This is a genomic window from Zobellia laminariae (assembly GCF_030553095.1).
GTDB classification, from domain to species: domain Bacteria; phylum Bacteroidota; class Bacteroidia; order Flavobacteriales; family Flavobacteriaceae; genus Zobellia; species Zobellia laminariae.
The window spans coordinates 3,227,859-3,247,546 of record NZ_CP130738.1 but is presented as its reverse complement, the minus strand read 5'-3'; the positions used below and the strand labels follow the sequence as shown (position 1 = coordinate 3,247,546).

Here is a 19,688-nt window from a genome sequence, read left to right as displayed (position 1 = left end):
ATAAAATAGTGCTAACGGCAGTTAATCCCTGCAAAAGGAATCCTTTGTTTTAGTGGTTTATTTGTAAGACTCGGGGTTAAACCCATCAGCTTAACTAAACATTTATCTTTTTAAGACTCAACCATGAAAAGAACAACTTCACTTGTCGTCACCCTATTAGTATCTATTTGCAGCTTGGCTCAAGAACACGGGGTAATAAACAATTCCAAGACCCCGCATATGAACCTAAAAACTATTGACATTGATGATTGTCAATGGACAGAAGGGTTTTGGGCTGATAAAGTAAAATCTGCACATGACGTGATGATTCCTAATTTAGGAAGGCTCATGGACGACCCGGAAATCATTCATGCCTACTCCAACTTTAAAGTAGCCGCTGGTTTAGAGAAAGGCGAATTTAGAGGATGGTCTTTTACTGACGGGGATTTCTATAAGTACGTTGAGGCATTGGCTTATGAATATGCAATGACCAAAGATGAAAAGATTAATCAGCAGATGGATGAAATTATTGCTGTGATTGCCAAGGCGCAACAACCGGACGGTTACATCCACACAAAAATTCAAATCGGTCATGGTATTGCAGGTTTTTTACATGAATCTGCACACCCTTTTAAAAGCGATGAAAAACCGTATACCAATGGTCCTTCTCACGAGTTCTACAACTTTGGCCATTTAATGACAGCTGCTTGTATTCACTATAGAATTACGGGCAAAAGAAACTTCCTTGATATTGCCATAAAGGCGAGCGACAATATTTACGATCACTTCAAAGAACCTTCTCCTGAACTCGCACGTATTGACTGGAACCCACCGCACTACATGGGACTTATAGAAATGTACCGTACCACAGGAGATAAAAAATACCTAGAGCTTACGGAAACATTTGTAGATATGTTGGGTACGGCTCCAAAAGAACCTTTAGATCACCGCGGCATGGACCATAGCCAAAGAGGCACTGCTATTAGAGAAGAATCAAAAGCAGTTGGCCACGCAGGTCATGGGAATTATCTATATGCAGGTGTGGCCGATTTGTATGCCGAGACCGGCGACCAAACTTTAAAAGATGCCTTAGAACGTATTTGGACCAATGTAACCACCCAAAAAATGTACTTAACAGGAGCTACAGGACCTCATCATTTTGGTATATCCAACCATGCCATAGTAGCGGAGGCTTATGGCAAAGATTACGAACTACCCAATATTAAGGCATATAACGAAACCTGCGCCAATATAGGAAACGCCATGTGGAACTGGCGTATGTTCTTAATGAATGGCGAAGGACGTTTTGCCGATATCATGGAGCTTATTTTTTATAACAGTGCTATTTCCGGTATCTCTCTGGATGGAGAGCATTTCTTTTACACCAACCCGTTACGCTTCATAGAAGGCCACCCTCAGAACACTAAAGACGAGGGTAAACGAGGAGAATTCATGTCCGTTTTCTGTTGCCCTCCAAACATCATCCGGACTATTGCAAAAATGCATACCTATGCCTATAGCACTTCAGAAAAAGGAATCTGGGTAAACTTATACGGAAGTAATGTTCTTGATACCGATTTAGCGGATGGAACCAATATTAAACTAACGCAACAGAGTAATTATCCTTGGGACGGAAATATCAAAATCACCATTGATTCTAAGAAGAAAAAAGAATATGCCTTAATGCTACGTATTCCTGCTTGGGCAGAAGGTTCCAGTATTAAAGTGAATGGAGAGAAGATAGACCAATCGCCAAAAGCGGGTTCATATACAGAAGTTAACCGTAAATGGAAGAAAGGCGATGTAGTAGAACTTGAGCTACCCATGGCGCCTCTTTTAATAACTGCAGACCCTAACGTTGAAGAAACACGAAATCAAATAGCTGTTAAACGAGGCCCTATTGTGTATTGTTTGGAAAGTGAAGATTTAGTAGCGGGCACAAATATCAAGGATATTATTATTCCTTCGGATATACTGCTTCAACCAAAATACGAAGCCCAACTTTTGTCAGGTGTAACTATTTTAGAAGGCGAAGCCAATTTGTTACCAAAAGAAGATTGGTCCAATCAATTGTACAAACCATTAGTAAAACCTGAACTCAAGAAAACCCCTATTAAAATGATACCTTATTTCGCTTGGGCGAATAGAGGCGTGCATGACATGTCCGTTTGGTTGCCTTTACAATATTAATATTATGATTAAAAAAGAGAATAGAAATTCACATAATTTGAGGGGGATAAACCTATCTAAATTTGTCATTTTTATTTTTCTGCTCGGTCAAAGTTTCAATTGCACAGCGCAACAAAACACAGTTGAGAAAGTAACTAAGAGTCCTAACATTCTATTTATAGCCATAGATGACCTTAGACCAGAATTAGCGTCGTACGGTTCCGAAATAGCTCAAAGTCCTAATTTGGATAAATTATCCAGTCAAGGTCTTCAATTTAATAGGGCCTATTGTCAACAAGCTATTTGCGGGCCGTCGCGAGCTAGTGTTCTTACAGGGTTACGACCAGAGACTAGTGGTATTTTTCACAATTATTTAAAAATACGAGAGCTGCATCCTGATATTGTTACGTTGCCTCAACACTTTAAAAACAATGGGTACGAATCTGTCTATTACGGAAAAATATTCCATCATGGCGATTTAGACGATTCCTTATCATGGAGTAGAGTACCATACCAAAAACCCAAATCGGTAGTCGGTTTTGCTCTTCCTGAAAATCAACGCTTACAAGAAGAAACCCGAAAGGAAATGTTCTCCAAATATGGTGATGTTGCAAAATACGGGTTGGCCATGGGGCCTGCCTACGAATCTGCGGATGTTCCAGATAATACCTACGCTGATGGCTATAATACTGACTTGGCCATTGCGGATATAATGGAGATGGCCAAAAAGAGTGACCAACCCTTCTTATGGGATTAGGTTTTCATAAACCTCACCTCAATTGGGTCGCACCAAAAAAGTATTGGGACTTATACAATGAAACAGAAATACCAATGGCATCTGACAGTATTCCTCCAAAAGAGGGTGCTGCAATGGGGCTTCATCCCTCATTTGAATTACGAGTCCGCTCAGGAATACCCAAAACAGGAAAATTACCACCTGAGCTTTCCCGAACCTTAAAACATGCTTACCTAGCTTGCATCAGTTATGTAGACGAACAAATAGGCCGAACTATCAAAGCTTTGGAAGATGCTGGCATACGAGATAATACCATCATCATTGTTTGGAGCGATCATGGTTGGCATTTGGGTGATATGGGTATTTGGGGCAAAGCCACCAATTACGAGATTGCCACCAGGTACCTTTGATGATATGGACCCCTGATATGCCCGAAAGCAATAGAGGTGCTCAAACGGAAGCTCTGGTAGAGTTGATTGACATGTATCCTACCCTCTGCGAACTTGCCGGAATTGAAAAACCGGAACATATAGAAGGCCAGAGTTTTGTTCCTCTTTTAAAGAATCCTAAACAAGATTGGAAAACAGCAGCATTTAGTCAATTTCCTTCGCCCGCCTTACGAGAATGGGGTTCATATCCATTACGGCCTGCCATGAGGGAAACTTATTTTGGAACGCTCCTTGAAGAAGTTGAATCAAAAATCAAAGCGCAACAAAAAGAAAAATGGGACCGAGATTTATTTGAGAACAAATTAATGGGATATGCGATGCGTACTGACCAATATCGTTTTATTGTCTGGAAAGACCGTACGCTGCCACAAGCGGCACCCATTTATTTTGAGCTCTACGACCACAACAATGACCCTGAGGAAACGGTAAATATTGCATCTAGAAATCCTGAACTCGTAGCACAGTTATTCTCTCAATTCAAAAATGAAAAAGAGCAACATTCAACAAACTAATACATCAAGAAAAACTTCATTTTAAATACATATTAAATTTCTAGCTATGATAACTTACTTTAATAATTTCAAACTGTTTCTATTCGCGGCGGTCCTGTCTGTAACAACTATCGGATTAGCGCAAGAAACGCGTCCTAATATCCTTGTTGTTCTATGTGACGACCTCGGTTATGCCGATATTGGCTTTAACGGCTCTACGGATATCATAACACCCGAACTGGACAAGTTAGCTAAGAACGGCTCTATTTTCACTTCAGCCTATGTTGCCCATCCTTTCTGTGGCCCAAGCCGATCTGCAATAATGACCGGTAGATACCCTCACCTAACCGGCACAGCATACAACTTGTTCCACAACAGTAGTGAGAATGACAATGACAATATGGGCATTCCAGTAGAGGAGACTTATATGGCCAAAGTCTTGCAAAAAGCAGGATATTACACCAGCGCTATAGGAAAGTGGCACCTAGGTTCAGCTCCAAAATTTCACCCTAACAAAAGAGGGTTCGATAATTTCTATGGCTTTTTAGGTGGAGGTCACGACTACTTCCCACATGAATATAACAAGACCTATGATGCACAAATGCAATCTGGCAATAAGAATATTAGGGATTATGTATTTCCGATGGAGCATAACGGGAAGCCTGCCAACGAAACAGAATATATAACCGATGGCTTTTCTCGCGAGGCGTGTAACGATATTAGAATAGCCGCTAAAAAGAAACAACCTTTCTTTATTTACCTAGGCTACAATGCACCACACGTTCCGCTTCAAGCTAAGAATGAAGATATGGCCAAGTTTGCCAATATAGAAGATAAAGACCGAAGAACCTACGCTGCCATGGTTTATGCCGTAGACCGTGGTGTTGGAAAAATTGTAGAGACTTTAAAGGAAACGAACCAGCTGGACAATACCTTGATTGTGTTCTTAAGCGACAATGGAGGCAACTTTGATCACGGCGCAAGTAACTACCCATTAAAAGGAACTAAAGGCGATACTTGGGAAGGTGGTTACCGCGTACCAATGTTCTTTCATTGGCCCAAGAAAATTAAGAAAGAACAGCGTTTTGATTTTCCTGTTTCTTCTCTAGACTTCTACCCTACTTTTACTAATCTCGCTAAAGCGAAACTTCCTGAAGGCAAAAAATTGGATGGTAAAAATATCATGGACGATGTATTACAAAATACAGAACCCTACAAAGACGATTTGATTTATTCTTTGCGATACCGTGAAGGCTACAATGATGTGGGCGCACGATTGGGCGATTGGAAAATTACAAGAATGGGCAATGAGCCATGGAGTCTTCATAACATAACGAAAGATATTGGCGAAAAGAAAAACCTAGCAGGCCGTTACCCAGAACGTTTAAAAGAAATGGTAGCCAGAACCGAAGAATGGACAAAGAGCTTTGTAAAGCCTTTATGGTACTATTCCGTAAAGGATAAAGAACTATGGGAGAGTGGTCAAATGCCGAATTATGAAGCTACTTTTGAAGTAGATAAACTGGTTGATAGTCCTTATCACAAATAATAGCTACAACTACTAAATAAAAGAGCCCCGTATGTACGGGGCTCTTTTGTATTATAAAGAATATTGTATTCTATTTTGCTACGTTTACTGAACGGGTTTCCCTTATTACAGTAACCTTTACTTGTCCAGGATAGGTCATATCTGTCTGTATCTTCTGTGAAATCTCAAAAGACAACTGAGCCGCTTTCTCGTCATTCACTTTTTCACTTTCAACGATTACCCTTAGCTCACGTCCTGCTTGAATAGCGTAGGCCTTTTGAACCCCACCAAAACTGAAAGCAACCTCTTCAAGGTCTTTTAAACGTTGAATGTATGAATCCAATACTTGTCTACGTGCTCCTGGTCTTGCGCCGCTAATAGCATCACAAACCTGAACGATAGGCGCAATAAGCGTCTTCATTTCTATTTCATCATGGTGAGCACCAATAGCATTACACACATCTGGTTTTTCACCATATTTCTCCGCCCACTGCATACCTAAAATAGCATGTGGCGTTTCTACCTCAGCTTCGGTATTAGGAACTTTACCTATATCATGTAAAAGTCCTGCACGTTTGGCCAATTTTGGGTTTAATCCAAGTTCTGCTGCCATTACACCACATAACTTAGCAACTTCTCTAGAGTGTTGTAATAAGTTTTGTCCGTAAGAAGAACGGTATTTCATTCGGCCTACTGCACGAACTAACTCAGGATGCAAACCATGAACACCCAAATCAATAACGGTACGTTTACCTACCTCTACGATTTCTTGTTCTATTTGATTCTCTGTCTTTTTAACTATTTCCTCTATACGTGCCGGGTGTATTCTACCGTCCGTTACTAGCTTGTGTAAAGAAAGCCTTGCAACTTCACGACGGACAGAATCAAAACAAGAAAGAATAATAGCCTCTGGCGTATCATCTACGATAATTTCAACACCTGTAGCTGCTTCTAAAGCCCGGATGTTTCTTCCCTCTCTACCAATAATTCTACCCTTAACATCATCAGATTCCAAGTTAAAAACAGATACACAGTTTTCTACCGCTTCTTCCGTTCCTATACGTTGAATTGTATTTATAATGATTTTCTTGGCCTCTTGTTGCGCAGTTAATTTAGCCTCCTCTACAGTAGTTTGTATATAGGCCATAGCATCTGTCTTGGCCGTTTCCTTCAACGACTGCATCAATTGCCCTTTGGCATCATCTGCTGAAAGACCAGAAATAACTTCTAGTTGTTGTACTTGGTTTTTGTGAAGCTTTTCTAATTCGCTTTGCTTCTTTTCAAGAAACTCTTCTTTGTGGGTAACTTCTTTTAACTTACCATCAAGTTGGATGTTAAGTTTTTTGCTTTTTGCCAATTCGTTACTAACCTGAGACTCTTTATCACGAGTGCGTTTTTCTGCCTCGCCAATTTTTTTGTCCTTGCTAATAATTACTTTTTCATGTTCCGCCTTTAACTCTAAAAACTTCTCTTTAGCTTGAAAAATTTTGTCTTTCTTAATGTTTTCGCCTTCAGTCTTCGCGGCACTGATTATCGTATTTGCCTCGCTTTTAGCGTTGGAAAGAGTTTTTGAGGCTTTTCCCTTTTCCATGAATTTTGCGATGGCAAATCCAATCGCAAGGCCGACGATGCCGGCTATTATAAGTGTTGCACTATCCATATATCTAACAATTTAGGTTTGAACGCGCTTGAGTACTTAGAGCTGTACATGAAGAATATTGTACCGACCACAGTTGCTCAAACAAATCCATAAAAAAAGCCCACATCAGAGAAGTTTTGTACAAACTCCAATAAACAGGTTTAGGGCTACAAGACTGATCAAGAATCCCTATACGAGTAGGGCCTGCTTTTACAATCTAAACTCACCCTTTTTAAACAAAATTAATGTTGAGTTTGTCAAAAGGTAATACCAATGTGGGCAGTAACTTATGTATTTTAAAGAACGTATTTATTTTACACCAAGCTTTGAGCTAACCAAATCATCTAACGCTTTAAGGCGTTCAGTTGCGTTTAGGGTTCCTTCGGACTGATCAATACCGCGTTGCTCTATTTTAGATGCAAATTGTAAGGCACACATGGCCAAAACATCTTGTTTATCTCGCACTGCGTAACTCTGTTCAAACTTTTTTGCCAATTGCTCAATGTTCTTCGCTGCCTTTCGCAAGCCTTCTTCTTGGCTTGGATCGATAGTCAAAGGGTACACCCTATCTGCTATGGAAAGCTTAATTTTTAGCTTTTCTGACATTTTATCTTTTGAACATTATTCCGAAAGTTGTGCTATGCAATAGTCCAACTCTCTGATCAATGTATTTATTTTAAGCTTAGCTTCGGTTTTATTTGTATTACTGCCAAGCATTGAGTTTGCGAGCTTCAACGAGTTGTATTTCTCTTCCCACATAGAAACGGAATCCAACACTTTGTCCTTGTCCTCTTTAATTTCATTAAGCTCCTCTTGCAATCTAGTGTTGGATTGGTGAAGCACCTCCAACTTGTGCAAAAGCTTGCTTATTTTATTCTCTAAAGAGTCGACAACTTTGACTAATTCACTCATAAATCAAACGCAATGCATTTTACACAAAGTTAACATACCTGCCCTTACTTAGCAATACTTTTTTGAATTATTCTTCAAGTAATACTTTAAGGCCTTAAATAACGTTGGTTAAAGAAGATGTGTCATTTTTCGTGCTAGATATTTTCAAGAATTCAAACGGTTTGGCTAATTTCGTATCACTGTCCAAAAAATTATGAGAAAACTTTTTGTAGCCCTTTTATTATTCATAACCGCTATTGGTACCTCCCAAGAGAAATATCCGCAAGATGCGTTTAGATCTCCGGTAGACATTCCCTTAGTTCTTGCGGGTACATTTGGCGAACTGCGTTCAAACCATTTTCATTCTGGTATTGATATTAAAACCGAGCAACGTGAAGGACTGCCTATCTACGCCATTGCAGACGGTAGTGTTACCCGTGTTAAAGTTTCTCATTGGGGCTACGGAAAAGTACTATACATTGCACACCCAAATGGCTACACCTCTGTTTACGGGCATCTTCAGAAATTTGCTCCTAAAATTCAAGAATTTGTAAAGAAGTTACAGTACAAGAAAAAATTGTACGAGGTTGAAGATTTTCCTGAATATGCCGAAATAAAAGTCGAAAAAGGAGAAATTATCGCCTACGGCGGAAACACTGGAGGATCTTCCGGACCGCACCTTCATTTTGAAATTAGAAGCAGTATCTCAGAAAAACCTACAAACCCTCTACTCTATGGTTTTGATGTTAGAGATGCTACAAACCCCACATTACAGAAAATATACGGTTTTCCATTATCTGATGATGCGCAAATCAATCAGAATAAAAATACTACCGCAATTAATTTTACCAGACAAAAAGACGGAACTTTTTTAGCGGACCCTGTTTATGCTACCGGAACTATAGGACTTGGTTTTATTGGTTATGATCGTCAAGATCTTGCCGCCAACCATAACGGTTTATACTCCGTACAGCAATTGGTGAATGGAAAAGTTTATACTGATTATGACCTATGAGTCCTTCTCTTTTGGTGAAACCAAGGTATATCAACACTTTAATAGATTACTACTACTATGGCAAATACCGCCAGCGAATTCAATTGCTTTATAAAGCTCCCGGAAATAGATTAAGTATCTATAACAAACTTGAAAATGACGGTAAAATAGTGGTTCGTGAAGGATTGAGCTATAAAGTAGAATTATTGATAAAAGATTATGCGGGTAATCTAACAAAAGCCATCATACCTGTGGAGGGCAAAAAAGAACCTGTAAAAGTTGAAAAGAACGAAAAAAAGACGGAAAACTATGTCATTGCCAAAAAACCGAACAATTACGATTTAGGTGCTGCAAAAGTATATTTTCCTTCAAATACTTTTTATGATGATTTTTATATCGATCTAAAGAAAGATGACGATACCGTTAGGATACACAATTCCCGTGTGGCGGCTCACCGGAATTTCACTATTACTTTTGATGTATCAAAATATACCGAAGCAGAGAAAAAACAAATGTTCATTGCAAGACTTAACAGTAGATTACGCCCATCGCACGCCTCTACTTATAAGCGCGGTACAACGTTTACCACTAGAACCAGAAATTTGGGGACCTATACTCTAGCAAAAGACACAATCGCCCCAAAAATTCAAACTAAAAATTTCAAAGAAAAACAGTGGTTAAATAATTATCATTACCTCAGCGTACGTATTACCGATGACCTTAGCGGTATAGACACCTATTCTGCGACTATAAACGGGGAATGGATTCTTATGGAGTATGAGCCAAAGACCAACACACTTACCTATAATTTTGACGATGTTATTCTTGATAAAAAAGAATGCAAACTTGAGGTTACAGTAACCGACAATGTTGGTAACACAAACACTATGACCAGTACTTTTTACAGAAAATGACACCTCTTTGAAGTGCACTAGACTTATTCTGCTTTTTGTACTATTCGGTTTTACACTTCACATAAGTGCGCAGACCGCTACCCTAACCGGCATTGTTCTGAACAACGAAAATGAACCTTTGCAAGAGGTAAATATTGCAATTGGGTCAATTGGCACTTTTTCTGACGAAAACGGATTTTACTCACTACAAGTAACTGCAGACGAAGCCATAACCGTAACATTTTCTCATTTAGGTCATAAGAATGTGGTGCTAGAAAATCTAATTCTCAATACCAACGAAGTTTTTGAATTCAATCCGGTTCTAAGTACAGATACCATACAAATTGCTGGAGTAACCATTACACCCACAGGCAAAAAAACCGTTTCAGGAATTATCACTGTGAGTCCAGAAATAGTACGTAATATTCCATTGAGTGCAAATGCAGGTGTTGAAAATATTATAAAGCTATTACCTTATGTTTCTTCAAGTAATGAGTTAAGTACCCAATACAGTGTAAGAGGTGGCAATTATGATGAAAACCTGGTGTATGTTAACGAAATTGAAGTTTATCGTCCTTTTCTAGTTCGTTCTGCCCAACAAGAAGGAATGAGTTTTGTAAATAGTGACATGGTTCAAAATGTTAGGTTTTCTTCGGGAGGGTTTCAAGCCAAATATGGAGACAAACTTTCTTCCGTATTAGATATCACCTATAAAAAACCTTCGGAAACCGGAGTACAAATAGACCTTAGCTTTTTGGGAGCAAGTGCAACCGTGGAAACGGTTTCTAAAAACAAAAAATTAAGTACTATAAGTGGAGTGCGCTACAGAAATAATGGCTTGCTCGTTAACAGCCAACAAACCAATACCAACTTTAACCCTACTTTTGCAGATGCCCAAACTTTTACGACCTATAGATTTTCGAATAAATTCCATCTTGATTTTTTAGGTAACATTTCTATCAACGATTATCAAAACGAACCTCTAAAAAGAGAAACGAATTTCGGAACCATTTCAGAGCCAAAATCTCTTGTAGTCTTTTATCAAGGTGAAGAAAACAACAGATACAATACAGTTCTTGGAGCCTTAAAAGGCAACTACTTTTTAAACGATAATACAACTTTAAAGCTTATAGCTTCACTTTACCACACTACAGAAGAAGAATACTCAGATGTTATTGCACAGTATGCTTTGGGCAGTGTTGATAGTGATTTATCTAGCGATTCTTTTGGTAGTGCAACCAACTTACGTGGAATCGGCACACAATTTAACCGAGCCCGTAACGAACTGGATGCACTGATATTCAATTTATCGCACAAGGGTAATCACACCTCAGAAAATAAAGTATTGGAATGGGGTTTAAAATACACCCATGAAGACATTCGTGATCAATTAAGAGAATCAGAATTTATAGACTCTGTCGGTTTTTTTGTTCGCCCCCCTTTACCTGAATTCAGTAATAATCAACCCGAAGAGCCTTTTGAGTCTCCCCTTGTTGCCTATGACGGTGTAAATGCAACAAATTTTGTAAAAACCGACCGATTTTCCGGATTTATTCAATTTAGTAACCGTTTAAATATAGCATCGCACAACGTTTACTACAACCTTGGAATTCGCGCGCAACATTGGTCCGTTAGTGGCAAGGATATTAAAACCTCGTCACAGACAGTAGTAAGTCCGCGCGGACAAGTTTCCTTAAAACCAAATTGGGAGAGAGACATGCTTTTTAGGCTCTCTGGCGGTCTTTATCACCAACCTCCTTTTTATCGTGAGTTACGTAATCAAACCGGCACTATAAATCCAGATGTAAAAGCACAGGAATCTATTCATCTAGTTTTGGGCAATGAGTATTCTTTTAACCTATGGGAACGTCCTTTTACTCTAATGAGTGAAGTTTACTATAAGAAACTCAATAACGTCAACACCTATACTTTAGAAGACGTACGCATACGATACGTGGCCAACAATAATGCGAAAGCCTATGTATATGGAGCGGATTTACGATTGAACGGCGCTTTTGTTCCCGGAACCGAATCTTGGGTAAGTATTGGATTTTTAAAGACCGAAGAAAATAGTAACAACCGCGGATATATTGCCAGACCTTCTGATCAACGGTTGAAATTTGGCATTTTATTCCAAGATTACATTCCTGAATTCCCAAATTTTAAGATGTACTTAAACTTGGTTTATAACACCGGTGTACCCGGTGGTTCGCCAAATTATGCTGATCCTTACATTTACAATAACAGATTACGTGATTATAAGCGTGCAGATTTAGGAATTTCCCATATTTTTGTGGGCGGAAACAGAACCTATCAAAAAAATCATTGGTTGCACAAGTTTAAAGAGCTAAGCGCGGGCATTGAAATATTTAATTTGTTCAATAATCAAAATTCAATTACAAATACATGGGTTAGGGATGTTGATAGTAAGCAACAATTTGCCGTTCCCAATTTCATGACAAGTCGCGTGTTGAACATTAGGTTGCGCATGCGTTTTTAGAAGACACACTAATGAAGAAGATATTTTTTGCTGCACTCTTATTGACTACCGTTTTAGCTAACGCCCAAAAGAACATTTACGAAAGCGATAAGTTTGACGCTCTGAGCGACACTCACGAACTACTAGCCATTATTCCCTTTTTAGCAAATCTTGAGCTAACTGATGAAATATCAAAAGAAGAACTAAACGCACTTGAACAAAAAGAAGGTTACGCGGTGCAGAACGCGCTCGAAACCTATTTTTCTCAAAGAAAGAAGAAAAAAAAGTTCTCTGTTGATTTTCAAGATGTAAAGAACACCAATGCTATTCTAACTCAAAACAATATTGATTATAATAATATTGATGTTTACACCACTAAGCAACTCAGTGAAATTTTGGGGGTAGACGGAATTATAAGTGGAAATATGGATTTGAACGTCCTTCTCTCAAAAGGGATTCCAACGGAATTTAGTTTTATGGATTATTTTTCAGGGGATGCCAATTACGGACGCATAGGCGTAAAAATTAGTGACGGCACTACCGGAAAGCTACTCTGGAAATACGAAAAGAAAATCAACAAAAAATCAGGAAAGAATACAACGGACCTGATTGATCGCATGATGAAACTAGCGGCTCGTAAATTTCCGTATGACAGGGAAAAACGAAAAGACAGAAAAGAAAAGTAAATATTTAAACTCCCTTTAACATAGGGAGTTTTATTTTTCTACAAACTCCTTAAGTGCTTGAACGGTATAATCCAACTCTTCTTTGGTGTTGTATTTTGAAAAAGAAAACCGCACCGAAGGCTTTTTAAGCTCTTCTGCAGATAGTATTTCTGTTAACACATGTGAACCTAAGTCGCTTCCTGATTGGCATGCACTTCCTTTTGAACAGGCTATACCTTTCATATCTAAATGAAACAATAGCATTAGTGCTTTTTGAGGATCTATGGGTAAACAAACATTTACTAATGTAAACGTGCTTTTATCCAAGTCTCCCGAATGGCCGTTAAACTTAGCCTCGGGAATCTCTTCCTTAATTCTATCTATAAAATAAGATTTCAGCTCGGTAACATAAGCCGTTTCAGCCTCCAGGTTATCGTATGCTTCTACAAATGCCATTTCCAATCCCACGATATTATGGAACGATTCTGTCCCTGCCCGATGACCACGTTCTTGAGAACCGCCAGATATGAAAGGCTTTAAACCTGAGTTTTTCTTTATATAAGCAAAACCTACTCCCTTAGGACCGTGAAATTTATGTGCGGCAGCAGTAAGAAAATCTACAGGCACTTCTTTTACATCCCATGAATAATGCCCTATGGACTGAACGGTATCCGAATGAAAAAGAGCTCCGTTTACATGACAAAGTTCACAAACTTTAGCAATATCAATTTTATTACCAATTTCATTGTTTACATGCATTAAGCTAACCAACTTCTTAGAATCGTCTTGTTGCAACAAAGTTTCCAAGTTTTCTAGATCAGGATTACCAAATTCATCTAAATTAACATATAACACCTTGGTGCCTTTTTCACTGGCTAAATCTTCAACAGTATGAAGAACGGCATGATGTTCAATTCTAGAGGTAATAATCGTTTCCACTTTCAGGTCGCGCACAGCGCAACGTAAAATCATATTATCTGCCTCAGTACCACCAGAAGTAAAAATAATTTCTGCCGGATGGGCGTTCATGTACTTAGCAATCGTTTTTCTAGCACTTTCTACACCAGTCTTTGCAGAACGTCCAAAACTGTGTGTTGATGATGGGTTGCCATAAAAATTGGCTAATGCGTCTTGCATCTTTACAATCACATTTTCACGTACTTGTGTAGTGGCCGCATTATCTAAATAAACCTTTTCCATTCCCAAAAAATTCAATTAAGAGCTGCCAAAATTAGCGGAATTAAAGTTAATTTCTCCCTAATTCAGAATAAACTTCTCCTTTATTTCCTTTAAATTTGACACATGAAGAAAACGCTACTTTTAGGTATCCTGATCCTTTTATCTGCCTGTGATGATGGCGACCTACAAATTGAAAATGTAGATTTTGAATTAATCGCTCTTGAGTCTTGTGGCGATGAGGAAGACCCTCTGGATACTACCTTTTTCTTTAAAACGGATGATGACGATGCGTATTTATTGGAATTAGAAAGTGGGTTGTTATTTAACCAAACCTCAACAGAGGGAGCTTTAACGAGTTCTTTAGGAGGCTCTTCTGATTTAATCTATCGTTTCTTTTCCCATGATGTTTCTTCAGATTATTTTTGTTCTACCATTCCTGCCACAGAACCAACAGTTCTTAGCGAATCTACTGCTGCCGCAGGAGATATTGCTATAAATACGAAAGTAACTGCAGTATCTAAAGATGTAAAAACCTATTCTCATACGATATTAATTACCGGCTTGGTACTAACCAATGAGCAAAACGAGAGTATTACAGATACCTCTTCTTTTACTTATGGAACTTTTAAAACATCAACACCAACTAGTCAAAACCTTGAGGTACCATTTTCTAATTATGGTGCTATTACCTCTCTTTCTGAATGTGATAGCGAAATTATTGCCGGTAGCTTAAGATTCTACAAAAAAATAAATGATGAGTACATCTCTTTAGATGTCCCGTTATCAGTCTTTGTAAACGAAGCTACCGTAGTAGACGAACCTAGAACATCAACTTTAGAAAACGGAGAGTTTAATTATACCATATTGGATGCAGTTGTAACGGATGATATGATATGTACCACAGCAGCCCTTTCAGAAGAAATTATAAGTTATAATTTTGTATCCTCAGGTGGAACTATAAATGTAGTTACTGAAGCTAGCGAGCCTGATGCTACAGGAGCAATTACCTATGCTCACACCATTTCACTTGATAACACCATACTTGTTCTTAAAGCGCAGAATGAAGATGATACCGATGTAACTCTTACTGCAATAGAAAGCTTTATTATTGGTACTTATACTACAGTGGGTAATTAAGCATTCTGGTAAATATATACTTCTGTTGCTCCAAGACCATATTTTTGGTAATCGGCATCATAATATTTTACATTTTCATAGCGTCTAAAAAGATAGTAGAGCTCTTCTTTGAGTATACCTTCTCCTACCCCATGAATAAAAACTACTTTTTGGATGCGCTTTCTCATAGCAAAATCCAATTGACGCCTTGCGGTATCTAACTGAAGGTTCAGCATCTCATGATTACTCATGCCCTTACTAGTTTTAGTCAATTGGTGTATATGCAAATCCACTTCCATTTTGGGAGCATTGCGCTCCTTAGGTTTCATTGCCTGAGTTCTCCTTTTCTTTGGAAGTTCCTTTTCTGCCTTTATCTGGCTTATTTCGTAGTTACTTACCTTAATATCTCCAGTATCTATTCTAACTAGTTCATTAGACTCAAAATTGAGCGAAAACCCATCGGTGGTTTCCATGGTAACCGTATCTCCGGAAACCTTAATTACCTTACCAGAGATGACGTCATCTAAAGTCTCCACCTTGTCCCCTATTTGAAAAACGGCCATAATTTGTTTTGTATCCACAAAAATAATGGTAATTTCCGTGATAGAATTGCTAAACCGTAAAAATGCAGTTAGCCACCTTTCTATTGGTTATTGAAGATTACATGCTCCCGTGCTTGAAAAAAAGCTCTTTGGTATTGACTGCCCTGGCTGTGGTCTTCAACGTTCTATTGTTCTTTTTTTAAAGGGAGACTTTGGTGCTGCCTTTGATATGTACCCTGCAATTTTCACTCTTATTCCGCTTGTATTATTCTCTATTGCAAGTCAATTTACCCGATTTCGTTTTGATACGTATATAAAAGTAACCCTTGGTATAACGAGCGGTGCTATTATATTAGTTAACTATATTTTAAAAATGACTCACCTAACCCACTAAAAAATGGAAGAACACAAACTCCCTAACTCCACCCTAATTCTAGTATTTGGTATTCTCTCAATAGTTACTTGCTGTTGTTATGGTATCCTTGGCCTTATATTTGGTATTGTTGCCTTAGTTTTAGCCAACAAAGCAACAGCTATATACCTAGAAAATCCAGAAAACTATACTGATTACGGAAATGTAAAAACAGGTAAAATCCTTGCTATAATTGGTATTGTATTAAGTGTAATTTACTTGATAATGACTATTGGTGCAATTTCTTTCTTTGGATTCGAAAATATTCAAAACGAAGAATTGATGCGTGAAAAAATGGAAGAATTATTAGGATAAAACTATGCAACAACCTCTACCAGGATCAAGTAACGCTCTAACTTTTGGAATTCTTTCTATAGTTTTAACCCTGCTTTGCTGTGGCCCTTTTGGTGCTATTTTTAGCTTCATTGGTCTGTCTAATGCCAAAACAGCGCAACAAACCTATGACCAAAGCAATGGCGAATATACGGGTATTGAAAATGTAAAGACGGGTAAGACACTTTCTTATGTAGGCCTAGCCATAGCAGGCGTTTATTTACTATTAGCTATTCTCTACTTTGGCGTTATAGCGGCAATTTTCGCAACGGCAATTTCTAATGGCGATTTTTAGATAGAAGATAGAATTGTATAAAAAAAGCCTGAAACTAAGTTTCAGGCTTTTCTTTTTTATTTCTCAAACTGTTTTAAAGTTGTTGTGATAATTTTTACACAATCTAGCAGTTGTTCTTTATTCATGACCAAAGGAGGTGCAAAGCGAATAATATTTCCGTGGGTTGGTTTTGCCAAAAGTCCGTTTTCTTTTAGCGCCATACAAATATCCCAAGCAGTTGAACTTTCTTCCGTATCATTAATTAGGATAGCGTTCAATAAACCTTTACCCCTAACTCCGTTTACAATATTAGAACCTTCTATAAATTTACTAAGTTCTGCTCTAAATAATTCTCCTAAATCATATGCGTTCTGGGCTAGTTCTTCTTCTTTAACAACATCTAAAGCAGCAATACCAACGGCAGCAGCTATAGGGTTACCTCCAAAAGTACTACCATGATTTATGGTTTTATAACACCCATAATATCATTATTAGCCAAAACAGCCGATACAGGATACGCACCTCCTGATAAAGCCTTACCTAGAATTAAAATATCTGGTTTAATTTCTGGCTCTCCACTACAATGTTTATCCTCACAAGAGCAGTTACCACAGGTTGCCAAAAGCCTCCCTGTTCTTGCAATACCGGTTTGAACTTCATCTGCAATGAACAAAACCCCATGTTTCTCACAAAGTGCTTTTGCTCCAGCTAAATATCCCTCAGAAGGAACATATACTCCAGCTTCACCTTGAATAGGCTCTACCAAGAACCCTGCAACGTTTGGATTGTTTTCTAACACTTCTTTTAGCGCGTCTAAATTATCATATTCAATTTTAAGAAAACCTGCCGTGTAAGGACCAAAATTCTTGCGGGCGACTGGGTCGTTAGAAAATGAAATAATAGTAGTTGTTCGTCCGTGAAAATTATTCTCACAAACAACAATCTGTGCTTCGTTTTCTGCTAATCCTTTTTTCTCATACGCCCATTTTCTACATAATTTCAATGCAGTTTCAACAGCTTCTGCACCTGTATTCATAGGTAAAAGCTTGTCGAATTTAAATGTTTCGGTAGCATACTTTTCATACTTCCCGAGCATATCATTGTAAAAAGCTCTAGATGTAAGCGTTAACCTCTGAGCTTGTTCCGTCATGGCGCCAACAATTTTGGGGTGGCAATGACCTTGATTTACAGCAGAATAAGCCGAAAGAAAATCATAATACTTTTTTCCTTCAACATCCCAAACATACACGCCTTCTCCTTTGGTCAATACCACAGGTAATGGGTGATAGTTGTGTGCTCCGTGTTTATCCTCCAATGCAATAGCATCTTTAGAAGTGATTTTTTCTAAAACTGACATAATAAAAATTACTTTAAAATAAAACTTCAGTAATTCCTTCTATACCTTTTTCCTTTCGAAGATTCGAAAATTCAGCGTGGGAGAGAAATCATCCTTGTAGAATTGCAAACTTAATAAATATTTTTCGCTTCGCATATATAAACTCTTTCATGAACCTATTTAACAAGTTAAAAGTGACTTCCTATAAAAGGTGGTGTCTTAAATTATAGCACCAAACTTTTTTAAAAACATCTATATGAACTATTTAGAAAACATTATGAACAGCCTTTCCAACTCGGTTGGCGATTTTTTACCAAGCACAATTGGTGCAATCCTTATCCTTATAATAGGATGGTTTGTAGCTGGTTTTATCAAAAGGTTAATTACCAAACTGATAAAGCGCACCAAAATAGACGATAAAATGGGCACAGGTAAAGTTGTGATTTCCTCCCTTATCGGAAAGCTTATTTACTTTTTTATTATGATTTTTGTTTTCATGCTAGCCTTAGAAAAGTTAGGCATGACAAGTGTTTTAGATCCTGTTAAAAACTTGCTTAACGGTTTCACAAATTACATTCCTAATATAGTGGGCGCTGGTTTAGTAGGCTATATAGGGTATATGCTTGCAACTATTGTTTCTGAGCTAGTAGGCCTGTCTGGAGACACCATTCAAAGCTTGGTACCAAAACTTAAGCTACCAGAAAATATTGATTTGGTAAACATTCTTAAAAAGATTGTTTTCATATTTATTTTCATTCCTCTATTGATTACGGCTCTGAATATTTTGAACATGGATGCCATTTCTGTACCGGCCACCCATATGCTAGAGCAGTTCTTTAACGCTATTCCAAAAATTCTAGTAGCAGTTATTATACTTATAATTTTTGTTGTAGGAGGTAAATTCGTTGCGGGTCTACTTACAGACTTATTGGAAAGTCTAAAATTAGATGGCATCGTAAAGAAAATGAACTTAGGAGGAGTTTCTTCTAATACCAACCTTCCAAAATTGATTGGTAATATTGCCTTTTTCTTTATTGTTCTTTTCGGTATTACAACGGCTTTAGAAAAATTAGAATTTGCAAAACTTACTGAAGTATTAGACACCTTAGTGGGTGTATCTGGAAACATTCTATTCGGTTTAATTATTTTGATTATTGGAAACTGGATTGCCTCAATTGCTCATAAGGCTATGGCTAAAGATGAAAACAATCTATTTGTAGCTTCAATTGTAAGGATGTGTATTTTGGCCATCTTCTTAGCAATGGGTCTTAAAACAATGGGTATTGGCGATGATATTATCAACATGGCCTTTGGTATAACTTTAGGTACCATAGCTGTTACTATTGCTCTTTCTTTTGGACTTGGAGGTAGAGAAGCTGCCGGTAAACAAATGGAACGTATTTTAAACAAATTCAACAATAACAAACAGTAGTTCCCTCGATTGACTATAATGTTTGTAAAGTCGAGAGACCTTGTAATGAGGTTTCTTGGCTTTTTTCTTTTACCATTTTTCAACAAAAAGAAGTCACTCTTCTCTATTTACAGATTATAAATTACATTTTTAACTATTTTTAATAAGTCCG

19 protein-coding genes, 1 other RNA gene and 1 pseudogene are annotated in these 19,688 nt (G+C 37.9%); 14 read left to right on the top strand and 7 right to left on the bottom strand.

Annotated elements, in window-relative coordinates; all coding sequences use genetic code 11:
• The first annotated feature begins 123 nt into the window (after nucleotides 1-123).
• From Q5W13_RS15560 to Q5W13_RS15545, 5 genes are read left to right on the top strand one after another with little or no spacing between them, the layout of a single operon-like run.
• Nucleotides 124-2,169, top strand: a complete 2,046-nt coding sequence (locus Q5W13_RS15560) for a glycoside hydrolase family 127 protein (RefSeq protein WP_304443619.1) — start codon at nucleotides 124-126, stop codon at nucleotides 2,167-2,169.
• A 4-nt stretch (nucleotides 2,170-2,173) separates the two neighbouring features.
• Nucleotides 2,174-2,905 carry a sulfatase-like hydrolase/transferase gene (locus Q5W13_RS15555; RefSeq protein WP_368662273.1) on the top strand — a complete coding sequence of 244 codons (732 nt, stop codon included), beginning with the start codon at nucleotides 2,174-2,176 and terminating at the stop codon, nucleotides 2,903-2,905.
• The gene (locus Q5W13_RS25170) at nucleotides 2,896-3,294 is read left to right on the top strand and encodes a sulfatase-like hydrolase/transferase (protein ID WP_368662272.1); all 399 of its coding nucleotides are present in this window, start codon (nucleotides 2,896-2,898) and stop codon (nucleotides 3,292-3,294) included. The genes Q5W13_RS15555 and Q5W13_RS25170 overlap by 10 nt, the downstream gene beginning before the upstream one ends.
• The gene (locus Q5W13_RS15550) at nucleotides 3,294-3,845 is read left to right on the top strand and encodes a sulfatase/phosphatase domain-containing protein (protein ID WP_304443618.1); all 552 of its coding nucleotides are present in this window, start codon (nucleotides 3,294-3,296) and stop codon (nucleotides 3,843-3,845) included. Before Q5W13_RS25170 ends, Q5W13_RS15550 begins: the two co-directional genes overlap by 1 nt.
• A gap of 46 nt (nucleotides 3,846-3,891) precedes the next feature.
• Nucleotides 3,892-5,373 carry a sulfatase-like hydrolase/transferase gene (locus Q5W13_RS15545; protein ID WP_304443617.1) on the top strand — a complete coding sequence of 494 codons (1,482 nt, stop codon included), beginning with the start codon at nucleotides 3,892-3,894 and terminating at the stop codon, nucleotides 5,371-5,373.
• 70 nt (nucleotides 5,374-5,443) lie between these two features.
• On the opposite strand, the gene rny is transcribed toward Q5W13_RS15545, so the two are convergent.
• The 4 genes from rny to Q5W13_RS15525 form a co-directional block, all read right to left on the bottom strand.
• Nucleotides 5,444-7,012 carry a ribonuclease Y gene (rny, locus tag Q5W13_RS15540; RefSeq protein WP_155595611.1) on the bottom strand — a complete coding sequence of 523 codons (1,569 nt, stop codon included), beginning with the start codon at nucleotides 7,010-7,012 and terminating at the stop codon, nucleotides 5,444-5,446.
• Nucleotides 7,013-7,134: 122 nt separating this feature from the next.
• Nucleotides 7,135-7,245, bottom strand: a non-coding RNA gene (gene ssrS / locus Q5W13_RS15535) — 6S RNA.
• A 55-nt stretch (nucleotides 7,246-7,300) separates the two neighbouring features.
• Nucleotides 7,301-7,597 (bottom strand): cell division protein ZapA, encoded by a 297-nt coding sequence (locus tag Q5W13_RS15530; RefSeq protein WP_155595610.1) that lies wholly within the window; start codon nucleotides 7,595-7,597, stop codon nucleotides 7,301-7,303.
• Nucleotides 7,598-7,612: 15 nt separating this feature from the next.
• Nucleotides 7,613-7,903 (bottom strand): coiled-coil domain-containing protein, encoded by a 291-nt coding sequence (locus Q5W13_RS15525; protein ID WP_304443616.1) that lies wholly within the window; start codon nucleotides 7,901-7,903, stop codon nucleotides 7,613-7,615.
• A gap of 193 nt (nucleotides 7,904-8,096) precedes the next feature.
• Here Q5W13_RS15525 and Q5W13_RS25165 point away from each other — a divergent pair, with 193 nt between their 5' ends.
• The 4 genes from Q5W13_RS25165 to Q5W13_RS15510 are packed head-to-tail and all read left to right on the top strand — an operon-like array spanning nucleotide 8,097 to nucleotide 12,934.
• Nucleotides 8,097-8,897, top strand: coding sequence for a M23 family metallopeptidase (locus Q5W13_RS25165; RefSeq protein WP_368662271.1), 801 nt, complete (start codon nucleotides 8,097-8,099; stop codon nucleotides 8,895-8,897).
• Nucleotides 8,894-9,790, top strand: a complete 897-nt coding sequence (locus tag Q5W13_RS25160) for a hypothetical protein (protein WP_368662270.1) — start codon at nucleotides 8,894-8,896, stop codon at nucleotides 9,788-9,790. The genes Q5W13_RS25165 and Q5W13_RS25160 overlap by 4 nt, the downstream gene beginning before the upstream one ends.
• Before the next feature lie 7 nt (nucleotides 9,791-9,797).
• Complete coding sequence (locus Q5W13_RS15515) at nucleotides 9,798-12,269, top strand: TonB-dependent receptor (protein ID WP_304443615.1); 2,472 nt, start codon at nucleotides 9,798-9,800, stop codon at nucleotides 12,267-12,269.
• 11 nt (nucleotides 12,270-12,280) lie between these two features.
• The gene (locus Q5W13_RS15510; RefSeq protein ID WP_155595606.1) at nucleotides 12,281-12,934 is read left to right on the top strand and encodes a hypothetical protein; all 654 of its coding nucleotides are present in this window, start codon (nucleotides 12,281-12,283) and stop codon (nucleotides 12,932-12,934) included.
• A gap of 30 nt (nucleotides 12,935-12,964) precedes the next feature.
• Here the strand turns inward: Q5W13_RS15510 and Q5W13_RS15505 are convergent, their stop codons facing one another.
• Nucleotides 12,965-14,113, bottom strand: a complete 1,149-nt coding sequence (locus Q5W13_RS15505) for a cysteine desulfurase family protein (RefSeq protein ID WP_304443614.1) — start codon at nucleotides 14,111-14,113, stop codon at nucleotides 12,965-12,967.
• 102 nt (nucleotides 14,114-14,215) lie between these two features.
• On the opposite strand from Q5W13_RS15505, the gene Q5W13_RS15500 reads away from it, so the two are divergent.
• On the top strand, nucleotides 14,216-15,229 hold the full coding sequence (locus tag Q5W13_RS15500) for a hypothetical protein (protein ID WP_304443613.1): 1,014 nt from the start codon (nucleotides 14,216-14,218) through the stop codon (nucleotides 15,227-15,229).
• Here Q5W13_RS15500 and Q5W13_RS15495 read toward each other — a convergent pair.
• Nucleotides 15,226-15,771, bottom strand: a complete 546-nt coding sequence (locus Q5W13_RS15495) for a DUF8465 domain-containing protein (RefSeq protein ID WP_304446522.1) — start codon at nucleotides 15,769-15,771, stop codon at nucleotides 15,226-15,228. The genes Q5W13_RS15500 and Q5W13_RS15495 overlap by 4 nt on opposite strands.
• Before the next feature lie 109 nt (nucleotides 15,772-15,880).
• Here Q5W13_RS15495 and Q5W13_RS15490 point away from each other — a divergent pair, with 109 nt between their 5' ends.
• From Q5W13_RS15490 to Q5W13_RS15480, 3 genes are read left to right on the top strand one after another with little or no spacing between them, the layout of a single operon-like run.
• On the top strand, nucleotides 15,881-16,144 hold the full coding sequence (locus tag Q5W13_RS15490) for a DUF2752 domain-containing protein (RefSeq protein WP_304443612.1): 264 nt from the start codon (nucleotides 15,881-15,883) through the stop codon (nucleotides 16,142-16,144).
• A 3-nt stretch (nucleotides 16,145-16,147) separates the two neighbouring features.
• Nucleotides 16,148-16,477, top strand: coding sequence for a CCC motif membrane protein (locus Q5W13_RS15485; protein ID WP_155595602.1), 330 nt, complete (start codon nucleotides 16,148-16,150; stop codon nucleotides 16,475-16,477).
• Nucleotides 16,478-16,481: 4 nt separating this feature from the next.
• Nucleotides 16,482-16,790, top strand: coding sequence for a CCC motif membrane protein (locus tag Q5W13_RS15480; protein WP_155595601.1), 309 nt, complete (start codon nucleotides 16,482-16,484; stop codon nucleotides 16,788-16,790).
• A gap of 56 nt (nucleotides 16,791-16,846) precedes the next feature.
• Here Q5W13_RS15480 and rocD read toward each other — a convergent pair.
• Nucleotides 16,847-18,126: pseudogene (rocD, locus tag Q5W13_RS15475) on the bottom strand (ornithine--oxo-acid transaminase).
• A 235-nt stretch (nucleotides 18,127-18,361) separates the two neighbouring features.
• Between rocD and Q5W13_RS15470 the strand changes: the two are divergent.
• On the top strand, nucleotides 18,362-19,537 hold the full coding sequence (locus Q5W13_RS15470; RefSeq protein ID WP_304443611.1) for a mechanosensitive ion channel: 1,176 nt from the start codon (nucleotides 18,362-18,364) through the stop codon (nucleotides 19,535-19,537).
• Nucleotides 19,538-19,688 lie beyond the last annotated feature (151 nt).